Annotated in this window: 23 protein-coding genes and 2 pseudogenes; 14 read left to right on the top strand and 11 right to left on the bottom strand. The window is 69.1% G+C overall.

Features of this window, described 5'->3' with window-relative positions; all coding sequences use genetic code 11:
* Nucleotides 1–75 precede the first annotated feature (75 nt).
* On the top strand, nucleotides 76–1,005 hold the full coding sequence (locus Y710_RS01965; protein WP_045537938.1) for an IS3 family transposase: 930 nt from the start codon (nucleotides 76–78) through the stop codon (nucleotides 1,003–1,005).
* 30 nt (nucleotides 1,006–1,035) lie between these two features.
* On the opposite strand, the pseudogene Y710_RS01970 reads toward Y710_RS01965, so the two are convergent.
* Nucleotides 1,036–1,575: pseudogene (locus Y710_RS01970) on the bottom strand (alpha/beta fold hydrolase); the annotation flags it as partial.
* Between the two features lie 136 nt (nucleotides 1,576–1,711).
* Here Y710_RS01970 and Y710_RS01975 point away from each other — a divergent pair.
* From Y710_RS01975 to Y710_RS01985, 3 genes are read left to right on the top strand one after another with little or no spacing between them, the layout of a single operon-like run.
* Nucleotides 1,712–2,404 carry a hypothetical protein gene (locus Y710_RS01975; RefSeq protein WP_045537928.1) on the top strand — a complete coding sequence of 231 codons (693 nt, stop codon included), beginning with the start codon at nucleotides 1,712–1,714 and terminating at the stop codon, nucleotides 2,402–2,404.
* Between the two features lie 31 nt (nucleotides 2,405–2,435).
* Nucleotides 2,436–2,930 carry an SRPBCC family protein gene (locus tag Y710_RS01980; RefSeq protein WP_062366140.1) on the top strand — a complete coding sequence of 165 codons (495 nt, stop codon included), beginning with the start codon at nucleotides 2,436–2,438 and terminating at the stop codon, nucleotides 2,928–2,930.
* Nucleotides 2,927–3,298 (top strand): SRPBCC family protein, encoded by a 372-nt coding sequence (locus Y710_RS01985; protein WP_082781243.1) that lies wholly within the window; start codon nucleotides 2,927–2,929, stop codon nucleotides 3,296–3,298. The genes Y710_RS01980 and Y710_RS01985 overlap by 4 nt, the downstream gene beginning before the upstream one ends.
* A gap of 21 nt (nucleotides 3,299–3,319) precedes the next feature.
* On the opposite strand, the gene Y710_RS01990 is transcribed toward Y710_RS01985, so the two are convergent.
* Nucleotides 3,320–4,357, bottom strand: a complete 1,038-nt coding sequence (locus Y710_RS01990; protein WP_062366143.1) for a LacI family DNA-binding transcriptional regulator — start codon at nucleotides 4,355–4,357, stop codon at nucleotides 3,320–3,322.
* A gap of 140 nt (nucleotides 4,358–4,497) precedes the next feature.
* On the opposite strand from Y710_RS01990, the gene Y710_RS01995 reads away from it, so the two are divergent.
* Together Y710_RS01995 and Y710_RS02000 are read left to right on the top strand one after the other, a co-directional pair.
* Nucleotides 4,498–5,685 carry an acyl-CoA dehydrogenase family protein gene (locus Y710_RS01995; protein WP_006897490.1) on the top strand — a complete coding sequence of 396 codons (1,188 nt, stop codon included), beginning with the start codon at nucleotides 4,498–4,500 and terminating at the stop codon, nucleotides 5,683–5,685.
* Nucleotides 5,682–6,806, top strand: coding sequence for a CaiB/BaiF CoA transferase family protein (locus Y710_RS02000; RefSeq protein ID WP_006897489.1), 1,125 nt, complete (start codon nucleotides 5,682–5,684; stop codon nucleotides 6,804–6,806). Before Y710_RS01995 ends, Y710_RS02000 begins: the two co-directional genes overlap by 4 nt.
* 13 nt (nucleotides 6,807–6,819) lie before the next feature.
* Here Y710_RS02000 and Y710_RS02005 read toward each other — a convergent pair whose 3' ends face one another.
* The gene (locus Y710_RS02005) at nucleotides 6,820–7,299 is read right to left on the bottom strand and encodes a winged helix-turn-helix transcriptional regulator (protein ID WP_006897488.1); all 480 of its coding nucleotides are present in this window, start codon (nucleotides 7,297–7,299) and stop codon (nucleotides 6,820–6,822) included.
* A 110-nt stretch (nucleotides 7,300–7,409) separates the two neighbouring features.
* Here Y710_RS02005 and Y710_RS02010 point away from each other — a divergent pair, with 110 nt between their 5' ends.
* The 4 genes and pseudogenes from Y710_RS02010 to Y710_RS02020 all read left to right on the top strand — a co-directional run bounded on the left by Y710_RS02010 (nucleotide 7,410) and on the right by Y710_RS02020 (nucleotide 9,817).
* Nucleotides 7,410–7,826 (top strand): PaaI family thioesterase, encoded by a 417-nt coding sequence (locus Y710_RS02010; protein WP_006897487.1) that lies wholly within the window; start codon nucleotides 7,410–7,412, stop codon nucleotides 7,824–7,826.
* A 33-nt stretch (nucleotides 7,827–7,859) separates the two neighbouring features.
* A pseudogene (locus Y710_RS19025) lies at nucleotides 7,860–8,453 on the top strand (isochorismatase family cysteine hydrolase); the annotation flags it as partial.
* Between the two features lie 69 nt (nucleotides 8,454–8,522).
* Complete coding sequence (locus Y710_RS19030) at nucleotides 8,523–9,035, top strand: TIGR03086 family metal-binding protein (protein WP_231875662.1); 513 nt, start codon at nucleotides 8,523–8,525, stop codon at nucleotides 9,033–9,035.
* 26 nt (nucleotides 9,036–9,061) lie between these two features.
* Complete coding sequence (locus tag Y710_RS02020) at nucleotides 9,062–9,817, top strand: LysR family transcriptional regulator substrate-binding protein (protein WP_006897485.1); 756 nt, start codon at nucleotides 9,062–9,064, stop codon at nucleotides 9,815–9,817.
* A gap of 16 nt (nucleotides 9,818–9,833) precedes the next feature.
* On the opposite strand, the gene Y710_RS02025 is transcribed toward Y710_RS02020, so the two are convergent.
* Nucleotides 9,834–11,246, bottom strand: coding sequence for a serine/threonine protein kinase (locus tag Y710_RS02025; RefSeq protein ID WP_062366148.1), 1,413 nt, complete (start codon nucleotides 11,244–11,246; stop codon nucleotides 9,834–9,836).
* A gap of 133 nt (nucleotides 11,247–11,379) precedes the next feature.
* Between Y710_RS02025 and Y710_RS02030 the strand changes: the two genes are divergently transcribed.
* The gene (locus Y710_RS02030) at nucleotides 11,380–12,282 is read left to right on the top strand and encodes a D-isomer specific 2-hydroxyacid dehydrogenase family protein (protein WP_062366334.1); all 903 of its coding nucleotides are present in this window, start codon (nucleotides 11,380–11,382) and stop codon (nucleotides 12,280–12,282) included.
* 182 nt (nucleotides 12,283–12,464) lie between these two features.
* Here Y710_RS02030 and Y710_RS02035 read toward each other — a convergent pair whose 3' ends face one another.
* The 4 genes from Y710_RS02035 to Y710_RS02050 are packed head-to-tail and all read right to left on the bottom strand — an operon-like array spanning nucleotide 12,465 to nucleotide 16,984.
* Complete coding sequence (locus tag Y710_RS02035) at nucleotides 12,465–14,111, bottom strand: FUSC family protein (protein ID WP_045537911.1); 1,647 nt, start codon at nucleotides 14,109–14,111, stop codon at nucleotides 12,465–12,467.
* Nucleotides 14,108–14,725 (bottom strand): class I SAM-dependent DNA methyltransferase, encoded by a 618-nt coding sequence (locus tag Y710_RS02040; RefSeq protein WP_006897481.1) that lies wholly within the window; start codon nucleotides 14,723–14,725, stop codon nucleotides 14,108–14,110. Before Y710_RS02040 ends, Y710_RS02035 begins: the two co-directional genes overlap by 4 nt.
* A 4-nt stretch (nucleotides 14,726–14,729) precedes the next feature.
* Entirely contained in the window at nucleotides 14,730–15,629 is a 900-nt protein-coding gene (locus Y710_RS02045) for a LysR family transcriptional regulator (protein WP_006897480.1), read from the bottom strand.
* A gap of 41 nt (nucleotides 15,630–15,670) precedes the next feature.
* Nucleotides 15,671–16,984, bottom strand: coding sequence for an oxygenase MpaB family protein (locus Y710_RS02050; RefSeq protein WP_062366151.1), 1,314 nt, complete (start codon nucleotides 16,982–16,984; stop codon nucleotides 15,671–15,673).
* 69 nt (nucleotides 16,985–17,053) lie between these two features.
* Here Y710_RS02050 and Y710_RS02055 point away from each other — a divergent pair, with 69 nt between their 5' ends.
* Nucleotides 17,054–17,689 (top strand): TetR/AcrR family transcriptional regulator, encoded by a 636-nt coding sequence (locus Y710_RS02055; RefSeq protein ID WP_231650119.1) that lies wholly within the window; start codon nucleotides 17,054–17,056, stop codon nucleotides 17,687–17,689.
* 94 nt (nucleotides 17,690–17,783) lie between these two features.
* On the top strand, nucleotides 17,784–18,806 hold the full coding sequence (locus tag Y710_RS02060) for a YeiH family protein (protein ID WP_082781244.1): 1,023 nt from the start codon (nucleotides 17,784–17,786) through the stop codon (nucleotides 18,804–18,806).
* A 77-nt stretch (nucleotides 18,807–18,883) separates the two neighbouring features.
* On the opposite strand, the gene Y710_RS02065 is transcribed toward Y710_RS02060, so the two are convergent.
* The 3 genes from Y710_RS02065 to Y710_RS02075 all read right to left on the bottom strand — a co-directional run bounded on the left by Y710_RS02065 (nucleotide 18,884) and on the right by Y710_RS02075 (nucleotide 22,229).
* Nucleotides 18,884–19,306 (bottom strand): DUF779 domain-containing protein, encoded by a 423-nt coding sequence (locus Y710_RS02065; protein ID WP_045537907.1) that lies wholly within the window; start codon nucleotides 19,304–19,306, stop codon nucleotides 18,884–18,886.
* A gap of 11 nt (nucleotides 19,307–19,317) precedes the next feature.
* Nucleotides 19,318–20,841: an acetaldehyde dehydrogenase ExaC gene (locus tag Y710_RS02070; protein ID WP_006897475.1), complete on the bottom strand. Its 1,524-nt coding sequence runs from the start codon at nucleotides 20,839–20,841 to the stop codon at nucleotides 19,318–19,320.
* A 110-nt stretch (nucleotides 20,842–20,951) separates the two neighbouring features.
* Nucleotides 20,952–22,229, bottom strand: coding sequence for a sigma-54-dependent transcriptional regulator family protein (locus tag Y710_RS02075; RefSeq protein WP_062366336.1), 1,278 nt, complete (start codon nucleotides 22,227–22,229; stop codon nucleotides 20,952–20,954).
* A 210-nt stretch (nucleotides 22,230–22,439) separates the two neighbouring features.
* Here Y710_RS02075 and Y710_RS02080 point away from each other — a divergent pair, with 210 nt between their 5' ends.
* The gene (locus tag Y710_RS02080) at nucleotides 22,440–23,378 is read left to right on the top strand and encodes an ABC transporter ATP-binding protein (protein ID WP_006897473.1); all 939 of its coding nucleotides are present in this window, start codon (nucleotides 22,440–22,442) and stop codon (nucleotides 23,376–23,378) included.
* Nucleotides 23,379–23,380: the final 2 nt, after the last annotated feature.

Below are 23,380 nucleotides of genomic sequence, written 5' to 3' on the forward strand. Positions count from 1 at the left end.
CACTGACCGCTTGAATCCGCCGATCTTGAAGACCGCGTCGGCTTTCTTCGCGGCCGAGCTCGACCGGCCACGCCGCTGATCGTCGATTTCATCGACCAGTACCGCCGTCGATGGCCCGTCGAGGCGATCTGCACCGCCCTCACCGAGGCCGGATGCGCGATCGCGCCATCGACCTACTACGCCGCCCGAGGCCGCGGTCCATCGGCCCGCGCCCTGCGCGACGAGGAACTCAAAGAACAGATCATGGACGTCTACGAAGACTCCGGCGGTATCTATGGGCGCCGCAAGATCCGCGCCGCACTCGCCCGCAAAGGGATAACGGTCGCGAAGTGCACGGTCGAACGATTGTGCGGTGACCTGGGAATCCGTGGGGTGGTGCGCGGGAAGTTCCCGCGCACCACGAAACCAGCGGCCGAGACCGAACACCCCGGTGATCTCGTTGACCGCGCATTCGCCGCGACAGCGCCGAATCAGCTGTGGGTTGCCGACATCACCTACGTCCGCACCGATGCCGGCTGGGTCTACGTGGCATTCGTCTTGGACGTGTTCTCGCGGATGATCGTCGGCTGGCAGACCTCGACCCGCATGTTCGCCGACCTGGCGATCGACGCCCTCGCGATGGGCTTGTGGCTGCGGCGTCGGACCGGCCAGGACATCACTGGCCTGATTCATCATTCCGACCGCGGAGTCCAGTATCGAGCGGTGCGCTACACCCAGGCCCTCGACGAGGCCGGCGCCGTCGCCTCAGTCGGCTCGCGCGGGGACTCCTACGACAACGCGATGGCCGAAGCCCTGAACTCGCTGTACAAGCACGAGCTGATTTACCGGAAGGGCCCGTGGCGATCGACGAACGCCGTCGAGATCGCGACTGCCGAATGGGTCCATTGGTACAACACCGCCCGACTGCACGGCGAACTCGATCACCGGCCACCGACAGAGATCGAGGACCTCTACTGGCAGCAGCACGCTGCTGCCGAGACTGAACCTGCACTACAGAACAAATGATCGGTCTCTAACAAACCCGGGACTTGACAGCCCGTAACTAGGCACCATGATCGGCGCGCGTCCGAGGCGAGCGCCGATCAGGTCGCGCACCGCGAGTGCGGTGACCTTTGCGGATGTGACCGGCGGAATCGCCATCGACGCCGCCAGTCCGTCGGTGAAGGGGCACTGCGCGATGACTGCGGCGATGCGGTGATCACGCGCGGCGGTATGGATCACGTGGCCACCGCCGAAGGACGTTCCCCAGATCACCACGCGCTCGGGATCGACGTCGTCCAGAGTCCGCGCGTACGCGATCGCCGCGCGCCAGTCGTCGAGCTGGCTGCCGATGTCGAGCAGTTGGCGTGGCTCACCGCTGCTGGCGCCGAAGTGCCGGTAGTCGAAGACCAGGCATCGGTATCCGGCGTCGGCGAAGCGGTCCGCGAAGGCGTCGAGCCGCATCTCCTTCACGCCGGCGAGACCGTGCGCCATGACGATGATCGGCCTGGGCGTGCCGGCCGCGTCGGCGGGCTCGTACAGCCAGCCGGCGCAGGTCCCGCCGGTCGAAGGAAAGGTCGCATCATTTCGAGGCATGCTCCGACGATATAGAATGAGATCCAAATATGGAAGTGATTCCAACTGTGGATTGTCTTCGCCGGCGGTCCGAGCGGTGTTGCTCCGCCCGGACCGGCGATTCGACTATCGGGGCGTGACGCCGTAGCGTTTTCGGGTGCACTCCGACGACGACACGAGAGTCCCCGCATGGCGGGTGGCCGGCGAAATCCCCGTTCCGTTCTCCGACGCCCTCGCCGCGTGGGCCGTCGCGGCCCGGGAGGCCTTGATCGAGACCGCGCGCGTGTACGGCTCCCTCATCACCCAGGCTGAGCTGGGATTCCAGGTTCAGAGCCAGACCGGCATCAAGGCCGGCGCTCCGGTGCGCAAGTGGATCGCCGATCTCCTCGGCGCCGTCACCGAGGGGCAGGACGACGGCGAACCGCTCCTGGCGTCACTGTGTGTGCTGCTCGACCAGACAGCCGGTGATGCTTACGCGCATGCGCTCGGTGTCGCGGGCCGGTCCGTCCCCGCCGATCTCGACTCGGATGCGGCGCATGTGCGGTTCCGCTGCTACGAGTTCTTCGGCGCGACGATCCCGGCGGGTGCCCGCCCGACGCTGGCTCCCCGGGTAGCGGAGAAGCGCGCCGCTCGCGGTCCGGCACGACCGCCCAAGGCAGCCAAGTCGCCGGCGAAGGCGGCCAAGTCCGCTGCGCCGGGAACGAAGCCCGCGGCCGCGGCCGAACCGAAGCCGAAGAAGGCCAAGGCCAAACCCAAAGCCGACCCGAAGCCGGAAGAGCCCAAGCCCAAGCTGTGCCCGAACTGCTTCACCGTGCTCTCGACATCGGGTGAATGCGGCTTCTGCTACTGAACGCCGCGCTCGCGGGCTCTATGGTCGAACTGTGAACCCCGAACGTGCTGAGCGCGACCTGGACGAGTCGATCCGCATCCACGCGGCACCTGATCGAGTGTGGTCGCTGCTGATCGATCCCCGGACGATGACGCAGGCGAGTCCGGAACTCTTCGCCACCACCCGCCGTCGTCGCGGACCGCTGCGCGCCGGCGAGACGTTCGTCGGATGGAACCGGAACGGTCTGGCGCTCTGGCCGACGGTCAACACCGTGACGACGTTCGACATCGGCCGGGAGATCGCGTGGCATACGCGATCGAGCGGAGCGGTGTGGACCTACACCTTGACCGCCGACGGTGACGGGACCGTGCTCCGCGAGCGTCGCCAGATGCCCGACGGTGCGTCGGCCACCGCACGGCTGTTCGCCCGCGTCCTGCTCGGCGGTATCGAACGCCATACCGATGAACTCTCCGAGCACGTGTCCGCGACGCTGGCTTGGATCAAGACGGCGTCGGAGGACGCACCCGGTGACGGCCGTCCGGAGTGATCGAGCCGCTTCGGACCGTCATCGGCGAGCGGACCCGCGACCTGCCGGCGCCGCGTCGGGCGGTGTTCGAGGACTTGATCGATCCGAAACGACAGCCCGCGCGTCCGTGGCTGAGCCTCCTGGACGACGAAGCGGTTCCAGGAGTGACGATCGTCGCTTCCGAACATCGGGTGATCTGGTCGTCGATCTGGAAGAGGCGCCCGGACGCCCGAATCGAGTTCGAGCTCGCCTCGCGCGGCAGCGGGACTCGGCTGACGTGGCGGCTCGATGTCACAGGCGAGGTGCCGGACGCATCGTTGACCGGTCATATGCGCAAGCGAGTCAACGAGTTGCTCTTCGCCGGGCTCCGATACAGCTACGGGCAGTGATGTCACCCGTCGACGAACCCGTCAACGCTGCTGCGCCGTCGACCCCCGCACGACCAACCGGACCGGGAGCCGGACGTCGTCCGGTTGGGGGTCGGTGCCGGTGACCATCCCGAGCAGTAGGCGCACTCCCGCTGCACCGATCTCGTGTGCGGGCGTGACGACGGTGGTCAGCGGGACGGGGAGCTGTGCGGCCACCGGGATGTCGTTGTAGCCGACGACGCCGAGATCGCCGGGGATGGACAGACGCAGGTCGCGGGCCACGCCGAGCAGGCCGATCGCCATGGTGTCGCTGACGCAGAAGACGGCGTCGGGCCGGTCGTCGCGGGTGAGCAGTGAGCGGGCCGCGTCGATCCCGCCCTGCACATCCATTCGAGCGTGCGCGATGCGATGGTCGGGGATGCGGACGCCCGCGTCGCTCATCGCGTCGAGGAAGCCCGACAGCCGGTCGTGGCCGGTCGTCGCGAACAGTGGACCGCCCACCGCCGCGATGCGCCGGTATCCGCAGTCGAGCAGATGCCGCCCGGCGAGCGCGCCGCCGAGACGGTCGTCGCCGCCGGCGAAGGGCAGGCCCGACCCGGCATGGCGGTTCAACGCCACCGCGGGGACGGTGAGCTTCAATCGGCGGACGAACTCGGCCGCCGGGCTGTGCAGACTGCTGAGGATCAGACCGTCCACCTGACGGCCCGTGAGCAGTTCGATCGCCTGTCGCTGCGCGTCGGGGTCGTCGGGCGGGCTGGACAGGAGCACCGAGTACGAGGCTTCGCGTGCGGCCTGCTCCACGCCCTGGTAGACGGTCGCGACCACGCCGTCGGTGAGCCGCGGCATCACCGCGCCGATGGTCGTGGTGCGCCGGGTGCGCAGGCTCGCGGCCCACAGGTTGGGCTGATAGCCGAGTTCCTGCGCCACCTCGCGGACGCGCTTGGCCGCCTCGGACCATCCGTCGACCGGTTCGGTCTGCCGCAGTACCCGCGAGACCGTGGAGACGTGCACACCGGCACGTTCGGCGATCTCTTTCATCGTCGGCGGGCGCGTGCGGCGCGGGCCGGAGTGATCTGTCATCGGGTGGGTCCTCGTCGATGGGCATTGACGTCGATGGGCATTGACGGCTCGCCGCCGTGATGGATACTCTCACTCCACCATATGCAATCGATTGCGCAAAGCATTGCAGCCACCTCGTCCCCGAACTCAGGAGAATCCTCATGGCCGACACCCGCACCGTCACCGAACTCTTCGCCCTCGACGGACTGCTCTCCGACGAGGAGAAGGCGATCCGCGACACCGTCCGGAAGTTCGGCGCGGAGAGGATCCGGCCGCACATCGCGGGCTGGTTCGACGAGGCGCGGATCCCGGCGCGCGAACTGGCCAAGGAACTGGGCGGACTCGGGGTGCTCGGCATGCACCTCGACGGTTACGGCTGTGCGGGGATGAGTGCGGTGACCTACGGCCTGGCGTGCCTGGAACTCGAGGCGATCGACTCGGGCATCCGTTCGCTGGTCTCGGTGCAGGGCTCGCTCGCGATGTTCGCCATCCATCACTGGGGCAGTGATGAGCAGAAGCAGCAGTGGCTGCCGCAGATGGCGGCGGGCGACGCGCTCGGCTGCTTCGGGCTCACCGAACCGGATTTCGGGTCCGATCCGGGCGGCATGCGCACGCGGGCGGTCCGCGACGGCTCCGACTGGGTGCTCAACGGCGCCAAGATGTGGATCACGAACGGTTCGGTGGCCGACGTCGCGGTGGTGTGGGCCAAGACCGACCTGGCGCAGGGCGCCCGGGGGATCCGCGGCTTCGTCGTCCCGACCGACACGCCCGGATTCTCGGCGCCGGAGATCCGCGCCAAGATGTCGCTACGCGCATCGGTGACCTCGGAGCTGGTCCTGGAGGACGTGCGTCTGCCCGAATCGGCGATGCTGCCCGAGGCGGCGGGTCTGAGCGGTCCGCTGAGCTGTCTCAACGAGGCGCGCTTCGGGATCATCTTCGGCTCCATCGGTGCCGCCCGCGACTGCCTGGAGACCGCGATCGAGTACGCGTCGACCCGCCGGGTGTTCGACAAGCCGCTGGCCGCCTACCAGCTCACCCAGGCCAAACTGGCCGACATGGCACTCGAGGTCGGTAAGGGACACCTGCTCGCCTACCAGCTCGGCCGGCTCAAGGACGCCGGTGAGGTGGAGCCGGCCCAGGTGAGTCTCGGAAAGCTCAACAACTGCCGGGAGGCGATCAAGATCGCCCGCGAATGCCGCACCATCCTCGCCGCCAACGGGATCACCCTGGAGTACCCGGTGATCCGGCATGCCAACAACCTCGAGTCCGTGCTCACCTACGAGGGCACGTCCGAGGTCCACCAGCTCACCATCGGCCGCGCCCTGACCGGCGAAGCCGCCTTCCGGTGACGGGCGACGGCGCTGGCGGAGCCCTCGACGGGCTGCTGATCGCCGACTTCGGCCGAGTGCTCGCCGGGCCCTACGCGACCATGCTCCTCGCCGACCTCGGCGCCGAGGTGGTGAAGATCGAACGGCCGGGATCGGGTGACGACACGCGGTCGTGGGGGCCGCCGTACGCGGGCGGGCAGGCGACGTACTTCCAGGCGGTGAACCGCAACAAGTCCTCGCTCGCGCTCGATCTGCGCGACGCCGACGACCTCGCCTCGGCTCGGGACCTCGTCGCACGGGCCGACGTGGTGGTCGAGAACTTCCTGCCGGGAGCCATGGACCGGCTGGGTCTGGGCTATTCCGAAGTCGCCGCGGTCAACCCCGGCGTCGTCTACTGCTCGATCACCGGCTTCGGCGGACACAACGACCTGCCTGGATACGACCTCTTGGTGCAGGCCGTCGGCGGTCTGATGAGCATCACCGGCGCGTCGCCGGAGGAGCCGACGAAGGTCGGCGTCGCGCTGGTCGACGTGGTGACCGGTCTGCACGCGGCCGTCGGCATCCTGTCGGCACTGCGCCACCGTGACCGCACCGGCCGAGGGCAGCGGGTGGAGGTGAACCTGCTGTCGTCGCTGCTGTCGGCACTGGCCAATCAGGGTTCGGGATACGTCGGCGCGGGTGTGGTCCCGCGGGCCATGGGCAACATGCATCCGAGCGTGGTGCCGTATCAGCCGTTCCCGACGGCCGACCGTCCCCTGATCCTCGCGGTAGGCAACGACCGCCAGTTCTCCGCGCTGACCGCCGAACTCGGCGCCCCCGGGATGGCCGACGATCCGCGGTTCGCCACCAACTCCGACCGCGTCGCCAATCGCGAGTCGCTCATCGACGAACTCACCGAGCTGCTGCGCGCCGACACCGCCGACGGCTGGTTCACCCGATTCGCGGCGGTCGGAGTCCCATGCGGACCGGTCAACGACATCGCCGAGGCGTTCGCATTGGCCGATCGGCTCGGACTGGAACCGATCGCGCAGGTCGACGACCCGCGCCGCGACGCGCCGGTCAGGACGGTGGCCAATCCGATCCGGATGTCGGAGACGCCGCCGGTCTATCGGAGCGCTCCGCCGGAGCTGGGAGAGGACTGACGGCGCGGATGCGTCAGGCGACGGGCCCGGTGGCGCGCTTGCGCGCACCCGGACCCGGTTCATTGCGTACCTCGCGCTGGGGCACGGGGTGCCCGGCGTCGCAGACGATCTCGGTGCGCACCGGAGCGCCGCACCCGCGGTGCACCACGTTCAGCGACGGGCCCGCCGGGTCGGCGCGGTGCTTGTCGCCCCACCGGAGCATGGAGATCAGCACCGGCTGAAGGTCGAGCCCGGCGTCGGTGAGTCGATACTCCTTCCGGCGCCGCGACCCAGGCTCCCGATACTCGGAGGCCACCAGCACGCCGGCGTCGAGGAGCCTGCGCAGACGGTCGGACAGGACAGAGTCGGAGATCCCGGTGTGCTGCTTGATGCGGTCGAACCGGCGCACACCATTGAATACCTCGCGCAGCACGAGCACGCTCCAGCGGTCGCCGATGACGTCGAGCGTGCGCTGGACGGAGCAGTTGTCGGTGTCGAAATCCAGCCAGTCCACGTCGCCAGTCTAGCTGGCTTCGATGTTGACAGTCAGTTGATCGGCGATCTAACTTCTCTATCAGAAGTCAGCGGCAACGTGTCGCCGACATCGATCGCAGGAGAGACACGATGACCGACACCGCACCGATTCCGTCGACGTCGAGCGAGTTCATGGACGCTTCCGGCCTCGTCGTCACCGAGGCCTCCGGCACGCGCGTGGAGGGATACGCCGATCTCGACGAGCGGCACCACACGCCGTTCGGTGTGGTCCACGGCGGCGTGTACGCGGCCATCGTCGAAAGCGCTGGCAGCATCGGCGCCAGCGTGGCCGTGGCCGACCGCGGGCAGTTCGCGGTGGGGCTGAACAATTCGACGGACTTCCTGCGGTCGTCGCGAGGTACTCGTGCGCGGGTGGTCGCCGAACCGATCGTTCAGGGCCGCACGCAGCAGCTCTGGCTCGTCCGGATCAGCGACGAGGCCACCGGCAAGGATCTCGCCCGCGGGCAGCTGCGCCTTCAGAACATCCCGCTGCCGGCGGGCGACTGACGCCCTGCGCAGCGCTGTGCGACCATCGATGACGTGGCCGACTACCTCGTTCCCGACTGGGCCGACGCGGCGCTGGTGCTCATCGACGTCCAGCGGGACTTCGTCGACGGCCCGGCCGCTGTGCCGGGTACGCGCGAAGCCATTCCGGCGATGACGGCGGCGGTCGCGGAGTTCCGTCGGCTCGGCCGGCCGGTGGTCCACATCGTGCGGTCGTACCGCCCGGGGGAGAGCGACGTCGACCTGCTCAGGCGTGCCGCGGTCGAGGCCGGTGACGCGGTCGTCGCGCCGGGCACTCCGGGAGCTGAGATTCCCCCAGATCTGCTGCCCGGTCCCGTCGAGTTCGATTGGGATTCACTGCGATTCGGTGCGGTGCAGCAGATCGGCGCTGCGGAGTACGTGGTGTACAAGCCCCGGTGGTCGGCGTTCTTCCGCACGCCCCTCGACTCGCTGCTCGGTGACCACGACGTGAGCACCGTGGTGGTCGCGGGCTGCAATCTGCCCAACTGCCCCCGGGCCACCCTCTTCGACGCCTCGGAACTCGATTACCGCACCGTCCTGATCTCCGACGCGACCTCGCAGGTCACGCCGGCTCGGCTGGCCGATCTGGAGTCGATCGGCGTGCAACTGCGCACCGCCGACGAGGTGGTCGCAGCACTGGCCGGCGACGAACTGCTCGGTTCCGCGGAGACGCTGTGGGTGGAGTTGCTGGAGCGGGTCGACGGCGATCTCGACCGCGCCGGCGGCTGCGGCGACTGGACGGTCCGACAGCTCGTCGACCATGTCGCGGGCGGTGCGCAGCGGTACGCCATCCTGCTCGACGGCGGCAGCGCGGCGGACACGGCGGCTACCCGCGGTGTCGACTACATCGGCGCCGATGCTGTCGGCAGCTTCTGGGAACAGGAGCACCGACTGCGGGAGGCGGCCGAGCACGCGGATCTGAGCGCGCTGGTCGATCACCGGGCCGGGCGGCGCACCGGCGCCTCGCTGATGCATTTGCGGCTGCTGGAACTGACCCTGCACAGCAAGGACCTCGCCGACGCGCTCGGCGTGGAATGGACGCCCCCGGCGGAACTGGTCGCTCACCTGCTCGATGTGGGCACGCCCATCATCGAGGACCTTCGCGCGCTCGGGTTGTTCGGTCCGGAGCTGCCCGCCGCCTCCGATCACCCCGCCGACCGGCTGCTCGCCGTCGCCGGACGCGGCGCGTGACCGCCCGGCCCCGATAGTCTTTCCCCGTGACTCCCGACTCGGCCGAGAACGCCGCCGCGCACCGCCGCTTCCGTCTGGCGTACGTCCCCGGCGTCACGCCGGCGAAATGGGAACGCAAATGGCGCGAACGGTTCGCCGACGTGCCGCTCGAGTTGGTGGCGTGCAGCGTGTCCGACAGCGTGCGGCTGCTCGCCGACGGCGCGGTCGACGCGGCCGTCACACGCTTGCCGGAGGCCCTCGACGCCGTCGATCCCGGACCCCATCACACCATCGATCTGTACGTCGAGACCACTGTGGTCGTGGTTCCGAAGGACCACTACCTGACCCTGACGGACGAGTTGCGCGCCGACGACGTCGCCGACGAGACCTTTCTGTCGCCCCTCGACGACGCCCTCACCTGGGATCGGTGGCCCGGGCCGTTGCTCGACCACCGTCCGGCGACCACCGCCGACGCGATCGAACTCGTGGCGGCCGGCACCGGACTGCTCGCCGTGCCGCAGTCGCTGGCCCGGCTGCACCATCGCCGCGACCTCGTCTACCGGCCGCTGCTCGACGCCCCCGTCAGCCGGGTGGGACTGGTCTGGCCGTCGCCCACGTCCCAGCTCGCCGACGAATTCGTCGGACTCGTCCGTGGTCGCGGGGCGAACTCGTCGCGCGGCAGGGAGCCGCAGCCCAAGCGGACCGCGAAGGAGAAGGCTGCCGCCAAGCGGGCGAACCGCGAGGCGGCGGGCAAGATCGCAGGCAATAGCTTCGGCAAGGCCGCACGACGCGGTCGGCGGTAACGATGAGGGTCGGAGTCTAGTAGCCCCAGGTCAGAGTCCCGTCAGTGTCGGACTCACAGGTTGCGATTGCGTCGGTACCGCTGATCCGGGCGCGCGCCCCGGGTTCGGAACACTCAGTACCGTACGTCACAGCAGGACGAGACTGGTGTGTACGGTCGGTCCACGCGCCGTTCTCTGCGCTGCAGAACAGTGTGCCGTCAGCGGAGATGTCACCGAACTGATCCAACCCGCACTCCTGCCCTTCGACGGGTTCGGGCGTGACGGTCACGGGTTCGGGCTCCTCGGTCGGCGTGACCTGCTCGTAGACCGTGGCGATCGCAGGAGCAGTGGTGGTCGATGGCGTGGATGTGACGTGCGTCGTGACCGTGGTCTGTGTGATGGGTGCCGAAGCTGTCGGCGTCTCGTCCCGTTGCTGGAAGTACGCGTACGCGGCGGCTCCACCGACTGCGAGGACCGCGGTCGCGGCGAGTGCCGAGACCGCCGTGATCCATCGGTTCCGGCGCGACGACGATCGGTGGTGCGGATGGCGCCCTGGAACCGAGTGCGTTCCGACAATCGTCTGGGCGTAGGCCGGACCGGTCAGCGGCGTTGTTCTGCCATCCAGCGCATCGGACAACGCAGCCACGAATTCGGCACAACTCGAGTATCGCGAGTCGGGCTCTCGCGACAGGACTCGAGTGAACACCGAATCCAACGTCGCCGGCAGATGCGGGGCGAACTTTGAAAGGCTGGGCGGCTCACCGTTCAAATGAGCCGACATCAGCGCGGTCATAGTCTTACCGGTGAAGGGAGCCTGCCCAGAGAACAAATGGAACGCGGTACAACCGAGTGAGTAGATGTCTGATCGGTTGTCGATTTCCGCGCCCTCAATCGCTTCCGGGCTCATATACGCCAAGGTGCCGACGGTGATTCCGGTGGAGGTCAAGGTCGTCGTCTCTTCGGCCGCTTTTGCGATGCCGAAGTCGGCGAGCTTCACTGCCTCGACGGTGTCGTGATCGTCGATCGCGAGAAGGATGTTCGCGGGCTTCACGTCGCGGTGGGTGATCCGCTGCTTACGCCACGCGTAGTCGAGCGCTGACCCTGCGCTCGCGACTAGAGACATCACTCGGGTAGGCGACAGCGGGCCAGTCGATTCGAGCAACTGGCCGGCATCGGTGCCTTCGACGAACTCCATGGTGGCCCAGAGACGGCCGTCGTACTCGCCGCGGTCGTACAGCGTAACGATGTTCGGGTGTGACAGTTGGGCCAGAAGATCCGCCTCACGCTGGAACCTGGCTTTGAACTCGCTGTTCCGCGAGACACCCGCGTCGAGCAGTTTCAATGCATCACGACGCGGCAGACGGGGATGCTCGACGAGAAACACCTGTCCCATCCCGCCGGCGCCGAGAGTGCGCAGGATCCTGTACCCGGCGATTTCCGTCATCTCCATGAAGTGCTCTTTTCGGTCGCAGCATCGACCGGGCAAGTGTGCCATGCGAGCCGATGGTGAATCGAACGAATGGCACGCGTGATCGGCACAGAGCATTCGGTCTACCGTGGGACCGGAGATTGAGGAGGCGCTCGTGAAGATCGCGATCGAACCGGTTGTGGACCGGCACCTGTCGGAGGCGGTGACCGGAGCCGGAAGTGAGGTGACCGGGCTCGACGACGCCGAGGCTCTCGTCTGGATCGGCGGGCCGGACGGCTTCCCGCAACTCGGCGACGCCGTCCGCTGGGTGGCGCTCAGTACCGCCGGTATCGAACGCTTCGTCGACGCCGGCGTCTTGGACGGCCGTCGACTCTGGACCAACGCCTCGGGCTTCTACGCAGCGGGCGTCGCTGAACACGCCCTCGCGTTGCTGTTGGCCGGGCTGCGGCAGATCAACACGGCGGTCCGGGACGGGTGGGCGAAGGAACGGATCGACCCGGCCGTCCGGACACTGCGGGGTGCGACGGTCGCGATCATCGGTGCGGGCGGGATCGGGCGCGAGCTGACGCCGCGTCTGGCGGCGTGCGGCGCCTCGGTGATCGCCGTCAACCGCAGCGGCCGCGCCGTCGAAGGCGCTGAGCTGACGCTGCCCGCCGACCGAATGGACGAGGTGTGGGAGCGTACCGACCACGTGGTGCTCGCCGCACCCGACACTCCGGATACCCGTCACCTGCTCAACGACGAGACCCTCGGCAGACTGCACCCGCACAGCTGGGTCGTCAACATCGCACGCGGGCCGCTGATCGATCAGGCTGCTCTTCACCGGGCGTTGTCGGAGGGAGTGATCGCGGGCGCGGCGCTCGACGTCACCGATCCGGAACCGCCCGCGGACGACGACCCGCTCTGGTCGCTGCCCAACGTCATCATCACCCCGCACGTGGCCAATCCGGCGTCCGGGCTCACGCGCGAGATGGCGCCCTTCCTCGCGGAGAACATCCGGCGGTTCGAGGCGGGCCAGGAACTGCTGGCGGTGGTCGAGCCGGATGCGGGGTACTGAGGGGGTCGGTGAGTGGGGGTGTGGCGGTCGGTAGGGTTTCGACTCGCTGCGCTCGCTCAACCAGCCTGTGGAAGGCTGCTCAACCAGCCTGTTGGAGGTCGCTCAACTGGCCTGTTGGAGGTCGCTGGGGCAGGAGGGTTTCGACTCGCTGCGCTCGCTCAACTGGCCTATATGAAGGCTGCTCAACCTGCCTGTTCAGGGCCTCGCTCAGTCGGGGGAGGGGTGAGGCCGATCGTGCGGCTCGCGGTGACGCGGTCGGCGAGGTCGGCGCGGATCGTCTCGCCGATCAGGGTGTCGGGGCCGGCGCGCCAGCAGGCGCCGAGCGTGTCGTAGCCCACGGATCGGACCGCCGCATGGGCGGGCCAGTAGCGGTACGCCCAGGCGGGCTCGTCGTTCGCGCTGTCGGTCGCGGCCAGCTCGGCTTCCAGCAACTGCCACTGGAGGTCGCGCCGCGACACGCGCATGGACGCCGACGCGGGGACATCCGTGCTCGCCCGGTTCAACACATCGGAACACGCCGCCCTGGCCGCCTCGTCCGCGGAGCGGAGGGTGCTGCGGTGGATCCGCGGGAACAGCAGCCACATCGTCGCCACCGCGAACGCGACGCCCAACAGGGTCTCGATGACGCGTGAGAGCATCTGCTCGCCGAGCGGCTGAGTCGGCGCTCCCATCAGCAGCGCGAGCGGCGTGATGAAGGTGACCGCGAGCGCGTAGTTGGTGGTGACGGTCAGCTCGATCATGATGTTCAGCACGGCCAGCACCACGATCAGCGCGGCGACGTGCAGATCGAGTGTGTGCAGCACGGCGAAGATCGCCAGACCGCCGAGCGTTCCGAGCACGCGGTGCACACCGCGCACCGCGCCGCGGACACGGTCGGGCCCCAACTGCAGCACCAGGACCGCGCCCATGATCGCCCAGTCGGGGCGTCCCAGGCCGGCGAGGACCGAGACCCCGCCCGCGAGCAGCGTGGCCACCGTCGCACGGGTGGCCGTCACTGTCGCGTGGCTGTCGAGGCGCGCTCCGAATCTGAGGCGGTGCACGATGCTGGGACGGGGGAGCGGCGCCATCAGCGCGCCGGCCTCGGCGCCGTGAACGCGGTGATGAGTGAGCCAGAGACGATGTGCGAGATCGCCGTCGATCTGCGCCGCGTCGTGCAGCACCGACCACGCGTTCAGCGTCGACGCCGCGACACTGTGCCTGCGGGAGGGCTCGCGGTTGTCGGCGAGGAAGCGCTCGCCCTCGGCCAGTGCGGTCTCGGTGGCGGCGATCTCGGGTCCGTGCGGGCGCCACAGTCCGGGCGACATGCTGACGATGAACGCGGCGGCCGCGCCCGCGGCCGTACACAGGGCCACCGTCGCGGCGGAGCCGCCGGCGCGGCAGACGACCACGGCGACACCTCCGACCAAGACCAGGAAGAACGGACCGGGAGGCCCCAGACGCAGGGTGTTCACCCCGAATACCGAGACGGCGGTGAGCGCCGCGAGCGCGCCGACCATCGTCATCTCGCGAGCCGTCGATCCACCCGGACCCATCCATGAGCCGAGCGCGCCGAACAGGGCCGCGGAGGCGACCAGCAGCAGACCCGTGGTGAGGTTCACCCGCCACCTGATCCGGTACGGGCGACGTTCGCCGTACATCAGCGCGAACGAGCCCAGTGCGGCGAGGACCGCGTTTCGCTCGAATCCCAGCCCGTACAGCGTCAGCGCGGGCAGCAGGAAGGCCAGCCCTCCGCGCAGTGCCGGAGCCCAGCGTCCACGGGTGGACGGCCGCGACAGGAGTAGTGCGCGGACCGACGGTCGCGACGGCGGGACCGGAGCGTGATCGGTCATGGGCGCCGCGCCGCCAGATGGACGTCGGGGAAGCGGTGGTCGGCGTCCGCTCGGCTCACCGTGCGCCAGATCTCCGCGAAGCCGGCCGCGACGACCGCGTCGGCGAGCGCGTCCGGATGCCAGCGCCACGCCTTTGCGACGGCGTGATCGAATTCGTGCACACCGGGCTCGTCGGCGGCCTGCGTCGAGATGAGCACCACGGCGCCGGCGGACAGTCGTGCCGACCAATCGACGAGGATCTCGCGCACCTCGTCCGGAGGTACGTGGATCAGGCTGTGCCGCGCCACGACGCCGCCCACCCGTGACAGGTCGACGGTGACCAGCCGGGCGTCGTCCGTCCGGAGCGTCAGCTGCGGGTGCCTCCGTCGGGCCACCGCCAGCATTCCGGCGCTCGGATCGACGCCGCACACGCTGAGCCCGCGTCCGGCGAGATGCGCGGAGACACCGCCCGTGCCGCAGCCGACGTCGACGACCCCCGCATCCGGCCGCGACTCGAGCACCATGTCCGCGAAGGCGTCGACGGCCCGGCGCTCGAGCGCCGTCTGAAACGGATCCGGAAACGTTCTGTCGTAGAGGTCGGCGAGGGCGTCGTAGCCGGGCTGGTCGGCGGTCACGGATCTATTGTGCCGACCGGCGGGCGATCCGGACGAGTTCGGCCGCGGGGCCCTGGAGAGTGCGTGGCGGTCGCCACACGGCGCGCAGTTCCCGGGTCAGATCGAGCCCGTCCACATCGATCACGCGCAACTCGCCGCTGCGCGCGGACTCCTGGACGGCGAGGGTGCTGAGCACGGCGGGGCCGACCCCGCCGGCCACCGCGGTGCGGATCGCGGCGCTGCTGCCGAGTTCGAGGATCGGCGGGGCGATGTCGTATCCGGTCAACGCCACCTCCAGTGTCGTGCGCGTGCCCGATCCGGGTTCGCGGACCAGCAGCGGCGTCGCGGCGAGTTCGGCGATGTCGATGGGGCGCCGACGGCGCGACCATTTGTGGCCGGGCGGAACGACGAGCACGAGGCGGTCGCGCGCGACCACCGCGCTGTGCAGTCCGGACGGAATCGACGGGCTCTCGACGAAGCCGACGTCGCAGGCGCCCGAGGCGACGGCCTCGAACACCGCGCTGGAGTTGCGGACCCGCAGGTGCACGGTGGTCTCGGGATGGTCGGTGCGGAATGTCCCGAGCCACAGGGGCATCAGGTGTTCGGCGACCGTCATCGAGGCGTCGACGGTCACCTCGGCGGCGGTATCGCTGAGCAGCCCGGCCGCCACATCCAGCAGTGCGCGCGCATCGTCGACGGTGCGTCGGGCCCAATGCACCAGCACGGTCCCATCCGGGGTGAGGCGGGAGCCGGTGGTGACCCGATCGAGCAGACGGACGCCGAGCAGGCGTTCCAGCCGCCCGATGGCCCGTGACGCATTGGGCTGTGCGACGTGCAACGCGCGGGCCGCCGCGCTCAGACTGCCGTGGTCGTCGACTCCGACGAGCAACTCGAGCGCCCCCAGGTCGATCGATCGCAAGTCCACGGCTGGACAGTACCCCGGTCGCGCCGGCGGTCGTGCATCGTTCAGTGCGCGACGGCGTACTCGGTGTGGTCGGTCCGGAACTCCGGCTTGCCGTAGTCGGCGAGCCGTCGCTCGACCATCCGCGTCGCGTACCGGTCGACGTGCGGGGCGAGGAACGGGATCCGCGTCGCGTACTGGGCGGCCGCGAGGCGACCGACGATGAACGGTGCGGTGACCGCGATCCTGGCGAAGTCGGCGGCGGCGATCTCGACGCCCATCCGTGCCGCGGCACGGCGATTCCCCTGGCAGAACGCGATCATGAACGCGATCTTGCTGTAGCTGCGCTCGACGGATTCGGCGGCACGGTCGAAGGCGGCGTGTCCCGAGCGCAGGTAGGCGTTCATCGTCGAGACCAGTGACGCGCACGAGCCGTCGAATCCGGCGCGCAGCAGCGCAGCGCGGCCGGTGAACACGTCGACCACTCCCCGGGGCGTGGCGGGGACCAGTTCCTCGGGAAGCCCGAGCAGGAAGCAGCGGTACCGGTGGAACTCCACCGTCGCCCGCTCGGCCCGGGTGAACTCGGAGCGACCCTGTCGCAATGCGCGCTGGGCGAGGATGAACGCGCCCATCAGACCGGCCGGTGCCTGATCGAGTTGGGGGATCGGGATTCCGTAGGTGTCGACATCCCAGGTTCCGGATCGGCGCAAGGCGTTGTACCGCACCATCGAATGCATCAGTCGCACCATCGCGGCGGCCTCTAACCCCGCGCCGTCGCGGTCGAGTGCGCCGGGCAGCGTGGTAACCGCGAAGAAGCTCGTCGTCTCGTTGACCCGCCGTGCCGCGCGTTTGCCGGTCAGTGCGCCGGTCATCACCATCGGAAGTGCGGCGTACAGATTCGTGAAGGTGGCGATGAACGCCCTGCGGGTGATGAACGGCGAGAGCAGCGCGGACGGCACTCGCGACAGGCGGGCGCCTTCGGCGACCAGGTCCAGATCGATCCAGTCGGGGGTGGTCTCCATCGCTTCCAGGAACGACGCCAGTTCGGAAGGCGCGTCTTCGACGGCGTCGATCCCCTCGCGGCACGCCGTGCGGAGCATCGAGATCAGCTCCGAGACGCTGTGGTCGGCCGCGAGCGCCGCATACCTGTCGGCGACCACGTCGCCGAGCATCGTCGACGTGGTCATCAGCTCCACGATTCGCTCGTCCGACAGGTAGCGGGACCGGCCGCCCACCCACGCCGGTAGTGCCGATTCGACGTCCGGGTCAGTGGTGAACCGGTAGGGAACGCCGCTGAAGTCGACGTCGCCGTACACCTCGGGCAGGGCGTCGGCTTGTCGGCGGACCACGTCGGCGAGATCGGGGTAATAGGTGGTCACGGCGGCCCTCCGGGGTAACTAACACATTGTTAGTTACTAACTAACAATGTGTGAACTACGATGTCAAGGGTGACTTCGGAGAACGTGCGTCGGCGGATGAGCGGTGCGGCCCGGCGTGAGCAGATTCTCGACGTCGCTCTCGCGATCGTCGACCGCGAGGGCTTTCACGCCGCGACCCCCGCCCGCATTGCCGACGAGGCCGGAGTGCACCGGACGCTGATCTATCAGCAGTTCGGCGACGTCACCGGACTGTTCGTCGCGCTGGTCGATCGCGAGGGCGACCGAGACCAGGCCGACTTCGCGGCCGCTGTCGCGAGCGCGGAGGGTCTCGCCGGACTCGAGCAACTGCGTGCGGTGCTCGCGCGGCTGATCGAGGCGATCGACGAGAATCCGGCGAGCTGGCGGCTGTTCCTGTCGCCCCCGCTGGGGGCGCCTGCCGAGTTCGGCCGGCGGCTCGAAGTGTCGCAGGAGCGGGTTCGGAAGTACCTGGCGGAGGTCGTCGCCGACATCGGGCTCGACCAGCTCGATCCGGAACTGACGGCGCGCGTGATGCACGCGGGTGCCCGGGAGTTGCTGGCCTTCCGGCTGGAGAATCCCGACTCGGCCGCCGTCGACCGTCTGCTGGAGTTCGCCGACCGGATGGGCGCCGGGCTGCTGATGCTGCAGAAGCTCGCCTCCCGGCTCGGCCGGGAGGCCAGTCTTTAGCGAGACGGACGGGGTCATGACCATATCGATTTGATATGCCTGCATATCGGATCTCCGGGTTCCCGATCGTCTCCGGTTCGCCGACCGTGGAGGTATGACTCAGACACTGCATCGTGCCGGAAAGTCCGGGAGAGGCGACCGGCCCGATCCCCGCGCCGTGGTTCCGGGGCTGCTGATCTGCGGCGCGGTCGCCCTCGCCGCCACCGGCATCACCATGCTGCTGCCTGCGGTCAGCCCGCTCCTGCTGGCAATCGTGATCGGCGCGGTGGTCGCCAACGTGGTCCGGCAGCCTGCCGCCGCGGCGCCCGGACTGACGCTGGCGTCGAAGACGCTGCTGCGCATCGGTGTCGCGCTGCTGGGGCTGCAACTGGTTCTCGGCGATGTGCTCGGACTCGGATTCGGGATGATTCTGGTGGTCGTCGCGATCGTCGTCGGCGGCATCGTCGGGGGTCTGCTCATCGGACGGGCGCTGGGCATTCCGTTCGCCCGCCGGCTGTTGATCGCCTGCGGCATGTCGATCTGCGGTGCGGCGGCGGTCGCGGCGGTCGACGGCGTGGTGGAGGCCGACGACGAGGACACCGCGACCGCGGTCGGCACCGTCGTCATCTTCGGAACGCTGATGATTCCGGCGATCCCGCTGCTCTCCCACGCGATGGGGCTCTCGGACGAGGTCGCGGGGCTGTGGGCCGGCGGCTCGATCCACGAGGTGGCGCAGGTGGTGGCCGCCGGCGGGATGATCGGCGGAGGCGCGCTCACCGTCGCGGTGGTGGTGAAGCTGGCCCGCGTGATGATGCTCGCGCCGGTCGTCACCGTGCTGAGCATCCGTCAGCGCCGCGCCACCGGGGTAGCGGGCAAGCGGCCTCCCATCGTTCCGCTGTTCGTGGTGGGATTCGTCGTGTGCGCGATCCTGCGGTCCACCGGAGTGCTGCCCTCGGCGGTCATCTCCGTGGGGCACGAGGCGCAGGTGGTGTTGCTGACGATCGCGATGGCGGCTCTCGGACTCGGCGTCCGCATGGAGGTCATGCGCAGGGTGGGATGGCGCCCCTTCGTCCAGGCGGCGCTGACCACCGTCCTGGTGGCCGGTGTGGCACTCGGCGGGGTGCTGCTCGCCGGGTGAGCTCCGATCGGAAAAACTTTGGCTCCCGGAACGGTCTCAGAGACCGTTCCGGGAGCCAAAAATTCTGCGGGTCGCCGCTACACGTCCAGGTCTGCCCCGGTCAGGGGCGGCGAATCCGCGAGTGCGGCGTTCTCCTCATCGGTGAACACCCGCGATCGGGACAGGAACCGGACGCCCTCGGGGGCTTCGAGGGAGAATCCGGCTCCGCGGCCGGGCACCACATCGAGGATCAGCTGCGTGTGCTTCCACAGTTCGAACTGGTCGCCGTTGATCCAGATGCGCACCGCGGGCAGCGGTTCGGGCAGTTCGACCTCGCCGACGAGCACGTCGCGCTGGCCGACCCGATACTCGCCGACCGGGTAGCACATCGGAGCGGAGCCGTCGCAGCATCCGCCCGACTGATGGATCATGAGCCCGCCGTGAAGCTCCGACAGCTTGGTCAGGAGCTCCACGGCGGAGTCGGTGGCAACCACGCGCGCGACGGTTGCAGGCTCGTTCATCGCACGCCGGCTTAGAAGAAGCCCTTGGCGCTCTGCGCGTAGCCGACCAGCAGGTTCTTGGTCTGCTGGTAGTGGCTGAGCATCATCAGATGGTTCTCGCGGCCGACGCCCGACTGCTTGTAGCCGCCGAAGGCGGCGTGCGCCGGGTAGTCGTGGTAGGTGTTGGTCCACACCCGGCCGGCCTGGATGTCGCGGCCCGCGCGGTAGGCGACGGCGCCGTTGCGGCTCCACACGCCGGCGCCCAGGCCGTACAGCGTGTCGTTGGCGATGGAGAGCGCGTCGTCGTAATCGGTGAACGAGGTCACCGACAGGACCGGTCCGAAGATCTCCTCCTGGAAGATCCGCATGTCGTTCTTGCCGCCGAAGACGGTCGGCTGGATGTAGAAGCCACCGGAGAGGTCGCCGCCCAGATCGGCGGGCTCGCCGCCGGTGAGCACCTTGGCGCCCTCCTGCTTGCCGATCTCCAGGTACGACTTGATCTTCTCCCACTGATCGTTGCTCGCCTGGGCGCCCATCATGGTGTCGGTGTCGAGCGGGTTGCCCTGCTTGATGGCGGCGACCCGGGCGACGGCGCGCTCGAGGAAATCGTCGTAGATGCTGCTCTGCACCAGCGCGCGGCTCGGGCACGTGCACACCTCGCCCTGGTTCAGGGCGAACATCGAGAAGCCCTCGAGTGCGCGGTCGAGGAAGCCGTCGTCGGAGGCCATCACGTCCTCGAAGAAGATGTTCGGGCTCTTGCCGCCCAGTTCCAGGGTCACCGGGATCAGGTTCTCCGACGCGTACTGCATGATGAGGCGGCCGGTGGTGGTCTCGCCGGTGAAGGCGATCTTGCGGATGCGGTTGCTCGAGGCGAGCGGTTTGCCCGCCTCGACGCCGAAACCGTTCACGATGTTCACGACGCCGTCCGGCAGCAGATCGCCGATCAGGCTCATCACGTACAGGATCGACGCCGGGGTCTGCTCGGCCGGCTTCATGACGATCGCGTTGCCCGCGGCCAGGGCCGGGGCCAGCTTCCAGGTCGCCATCAGGATCGGGAAGTTCCACGGGATGATCTGACCGACGACGCCCAGCGGCTCGTGGAAGTGGTAGGCGACGGTGTCCTTGTCGATCTCGGAGATGCCGCCCTCCTGGGCGCGGATGGCGCCGGCGAAGTAGCGGAAGTGGTCGATCGCCAACGGGATGTCGGCGGCGAGTGTCTCGCGGACGGCCTTTCCGTTCTCCCACGACTCGGCGACGGCGATCGCCTCGAGGTTCTCCTCCATGCGATCGGCGATCTTGTTCAGGACGGCGGCGCGCTCGGCGACCGACGTCTTGCCCCACGCCGGTGCGGCGGCGTGCGCGGCGTCGAGCGCCAGATCGATGTCCTCGGCGGTGGAGCGGGCCACCTCGCAGAAGGTCTTGCCGTCGACGGGCGACGGGTTCTCGAAGTACTGACCCTTCACCGGCGGAACCCACTTGCCGCCGATCCAGTTGTCGTAGCGGGACTGGTAGCTCATCAGCGAGCCGTCGGCTCCGGGCTTTGCGAAGACGGTCATGATGCTTGCACTCCTTCGTGGATTCACTTCAATCAGTGAGGTGAATCACACACTAGGGGTGATGTGGTTGCAGTCGCGTTGCATCGCGGCGCGGGGTGCGCCCGGCGCCCTCAGCGCCGCACTCCGAACCGCCGATCGAGCAGCCGGACCCGCCCCTGTGCGACCGCCCGCTGCGGATGTCCGGCGGGGAGCCGCTGGGCGAGCGCGTTCCACGCGGTGATGTCGTCCCGGCCGTGCGGCGAGGCGACCCACGCGTTCAGTGCGACGAGGTCGCCGGTGCCGAACATGCGCGATCGCAGGTCTTCGCGCACTTCGTCGAACAGTTCCACCACGCCGGGGGCGAGGGACTCGGCCAGCAGTCCGCCGCGCCCCAACGCCCGGACCGCCGCGGTCAGATCGCCCGCGGCGATGAGCCCGCGCAACTCGTCGACGTCGGAGCCGGCGTCGACGGTAAGCCGGTACGGGCGGGCGGCGATCACATCGCCGAGGTCGCGCCGCAGCCGCGAGATCTCGGCGCGCACGGTGACCGCGCCGAGCCCCTCGTCCGAGAGCATCGTCGCGAGTTGCTCGGTGCCCAGGCCTTCGGGGTAGCTCTGCAGCAGGAGCAGGATCTCCGCGTGCCGCGGCGACAGCGGTCGGGCGGCGCCCGCGGCGTCGTGCCAGTGGGCGGGGCCGTCGATCAGCACGGTCAGCCGGGGGCGCGTGTCGGGTCGGACGAAGGTCTCGGGTGCGGCGAGGTCGACGGCGCGTGATTGCAGTTCCCGCTCCACCGCGGCGACCACCGATCGGACCGCCGCGAGAGCGAACGGTGCCGCGGCCGCGGGTCCGCCGGTGACGTCGACGACGCCGAGCAGCTCGCCCGACACCGGATCATGCACCGGGGCCGCGGCGCAGTTCCAGTTCTGGACGGGACCGGAGAAATGCTCCGGACCGATGATCTGCACACCGCGATTCATCGTCAGGGCGAGTCCGGGCGCATTGGTGCCGACGGTGTCCTCGCTCCACACCGAGCCCTCGACGAAGTTGATGCGGGCCGCGGCGTCACGGGCGCCGTGGTCGCCCTCCACCCACAGAAGCCGGCCCTGGTTGTCGGTGAGCGCGACCACCACGCCGGAATCGGCGATGTCGTCGAGCATCAGCGACTGCACCAGCGGCCGCACGGCCGCCAGCCGATGCGACGAGCGGTAGGCGTCGAAGGCATCACCCGACATGGGGGCACCGGCGTCGTGGCCGGGTTCCACCTCACTGGGATCCACTCCTCGGCTGCGGGACCGCTCCCACGATTCCCGGACCAGCGAGCGCACGGAGTCGTCGGCGGGTGAGACACCGGCGAGGAACTGCTCGTAGGCACGGCGGACGCGAGTCGACACGCCGGCGCCGTCTCTCATCGCGTTCAACTCCCGACTGTTTTCGCAGGTCCTCGTCCTTCGATTGTGCCTGCACGGTGTGACCCGGGCAACGACCGGCCCCGTCGGCGGCCCGGGCTACACCGATTGCCGCGATCGCGAAGCGTTGTGCCGGGCCCATGACAAACGTCATGGCGAACCGATGACATCCGCTCTGGGTGACCGGCGTCCCCCGGCGGAAGAGTGAATGTCATGACACAGCGACATCTCACCCCAGCGCGAACCGCGTCGACGGTTCCGGCCATCGCCATCTCCGATCTGTCGAAGCGGTTCCGCGGCTCGAAGGGCGAGACCGTCCAGGCCGTCGACGGCATCGACCTTCAGATCCAGCCCGGCGAGGTGGTGGCCTTCCTCGGACCCAACGGTGCGGGCAAGACGACCACCATCGACATGATCCTCGGCCTCACCACACCCGACTCCGGCGAGGTGAGGGTCTTCGGCCGCGATCCGCGCGAGGCGGCGCGCGCCGGCCGGATCGCCGCGGTCATGCAGACCGGCGGACTGCTCGACGACTTCACCGTCGCCGAGACCGTCTCCACGGTCGCCGCGCTTCACGGGCGCACCGCCGACATCCCCGAGGTGATGCGCCGTGCCGACATCGCCGATCTCGGCGCTCGCAAGGTCTCCCGGTGCTCGGGCGGTGAGCAGCAGCGACTCAAGTTCGCGCTGGCGTTGCTGCCCGATCCCGACCTCATCGTCCTCGACGAGCCGACCGCCGGGATGGACGTGGAGTCGCGCAGGACCTTCTGGGCCGCCATGCGAGCCGACGCCCAGCACGGCCGCACCGTCCTGTTCGCCACCCACTATCTGGAGGAGGCGGACTCCTTCGCCGACCGCATCGTGATGATGGCGAGCGGCCGGGTGGTCGCGGACGGCTCCACCGCCGACATCCGCGCCCGGGCCAGCCGTCGCATCGTCTCGGCCGTCCTCGACGACGACGCGGTGCCCGGTCTCCAACGGGTGTTCCCGGACCTGGAGATCACCGAACGGCGCGGCGGCCGGATCTATCTGTCTCTCGAGAACTCCGACGTCCTCGCCCGCCACCTGCTGACCAGCACCCGTGCCCGCGATCTCGAGATCGCCAGCCACAACCTCGAAGACGCGTTCGTCGCGCTGACCACCGGCGCCTGACG

Origin of the sequence: Gordonia sp. QH-12, from assembly GCF_001578675.1 — a bacterium.
Classification (GTDB): domain Bacteria; phylum Actinomycetota; class Actinomycetes; order Mycobacteriales; family Mycobacteriaceae; genus Gordonia; species Gordonia sihwensis.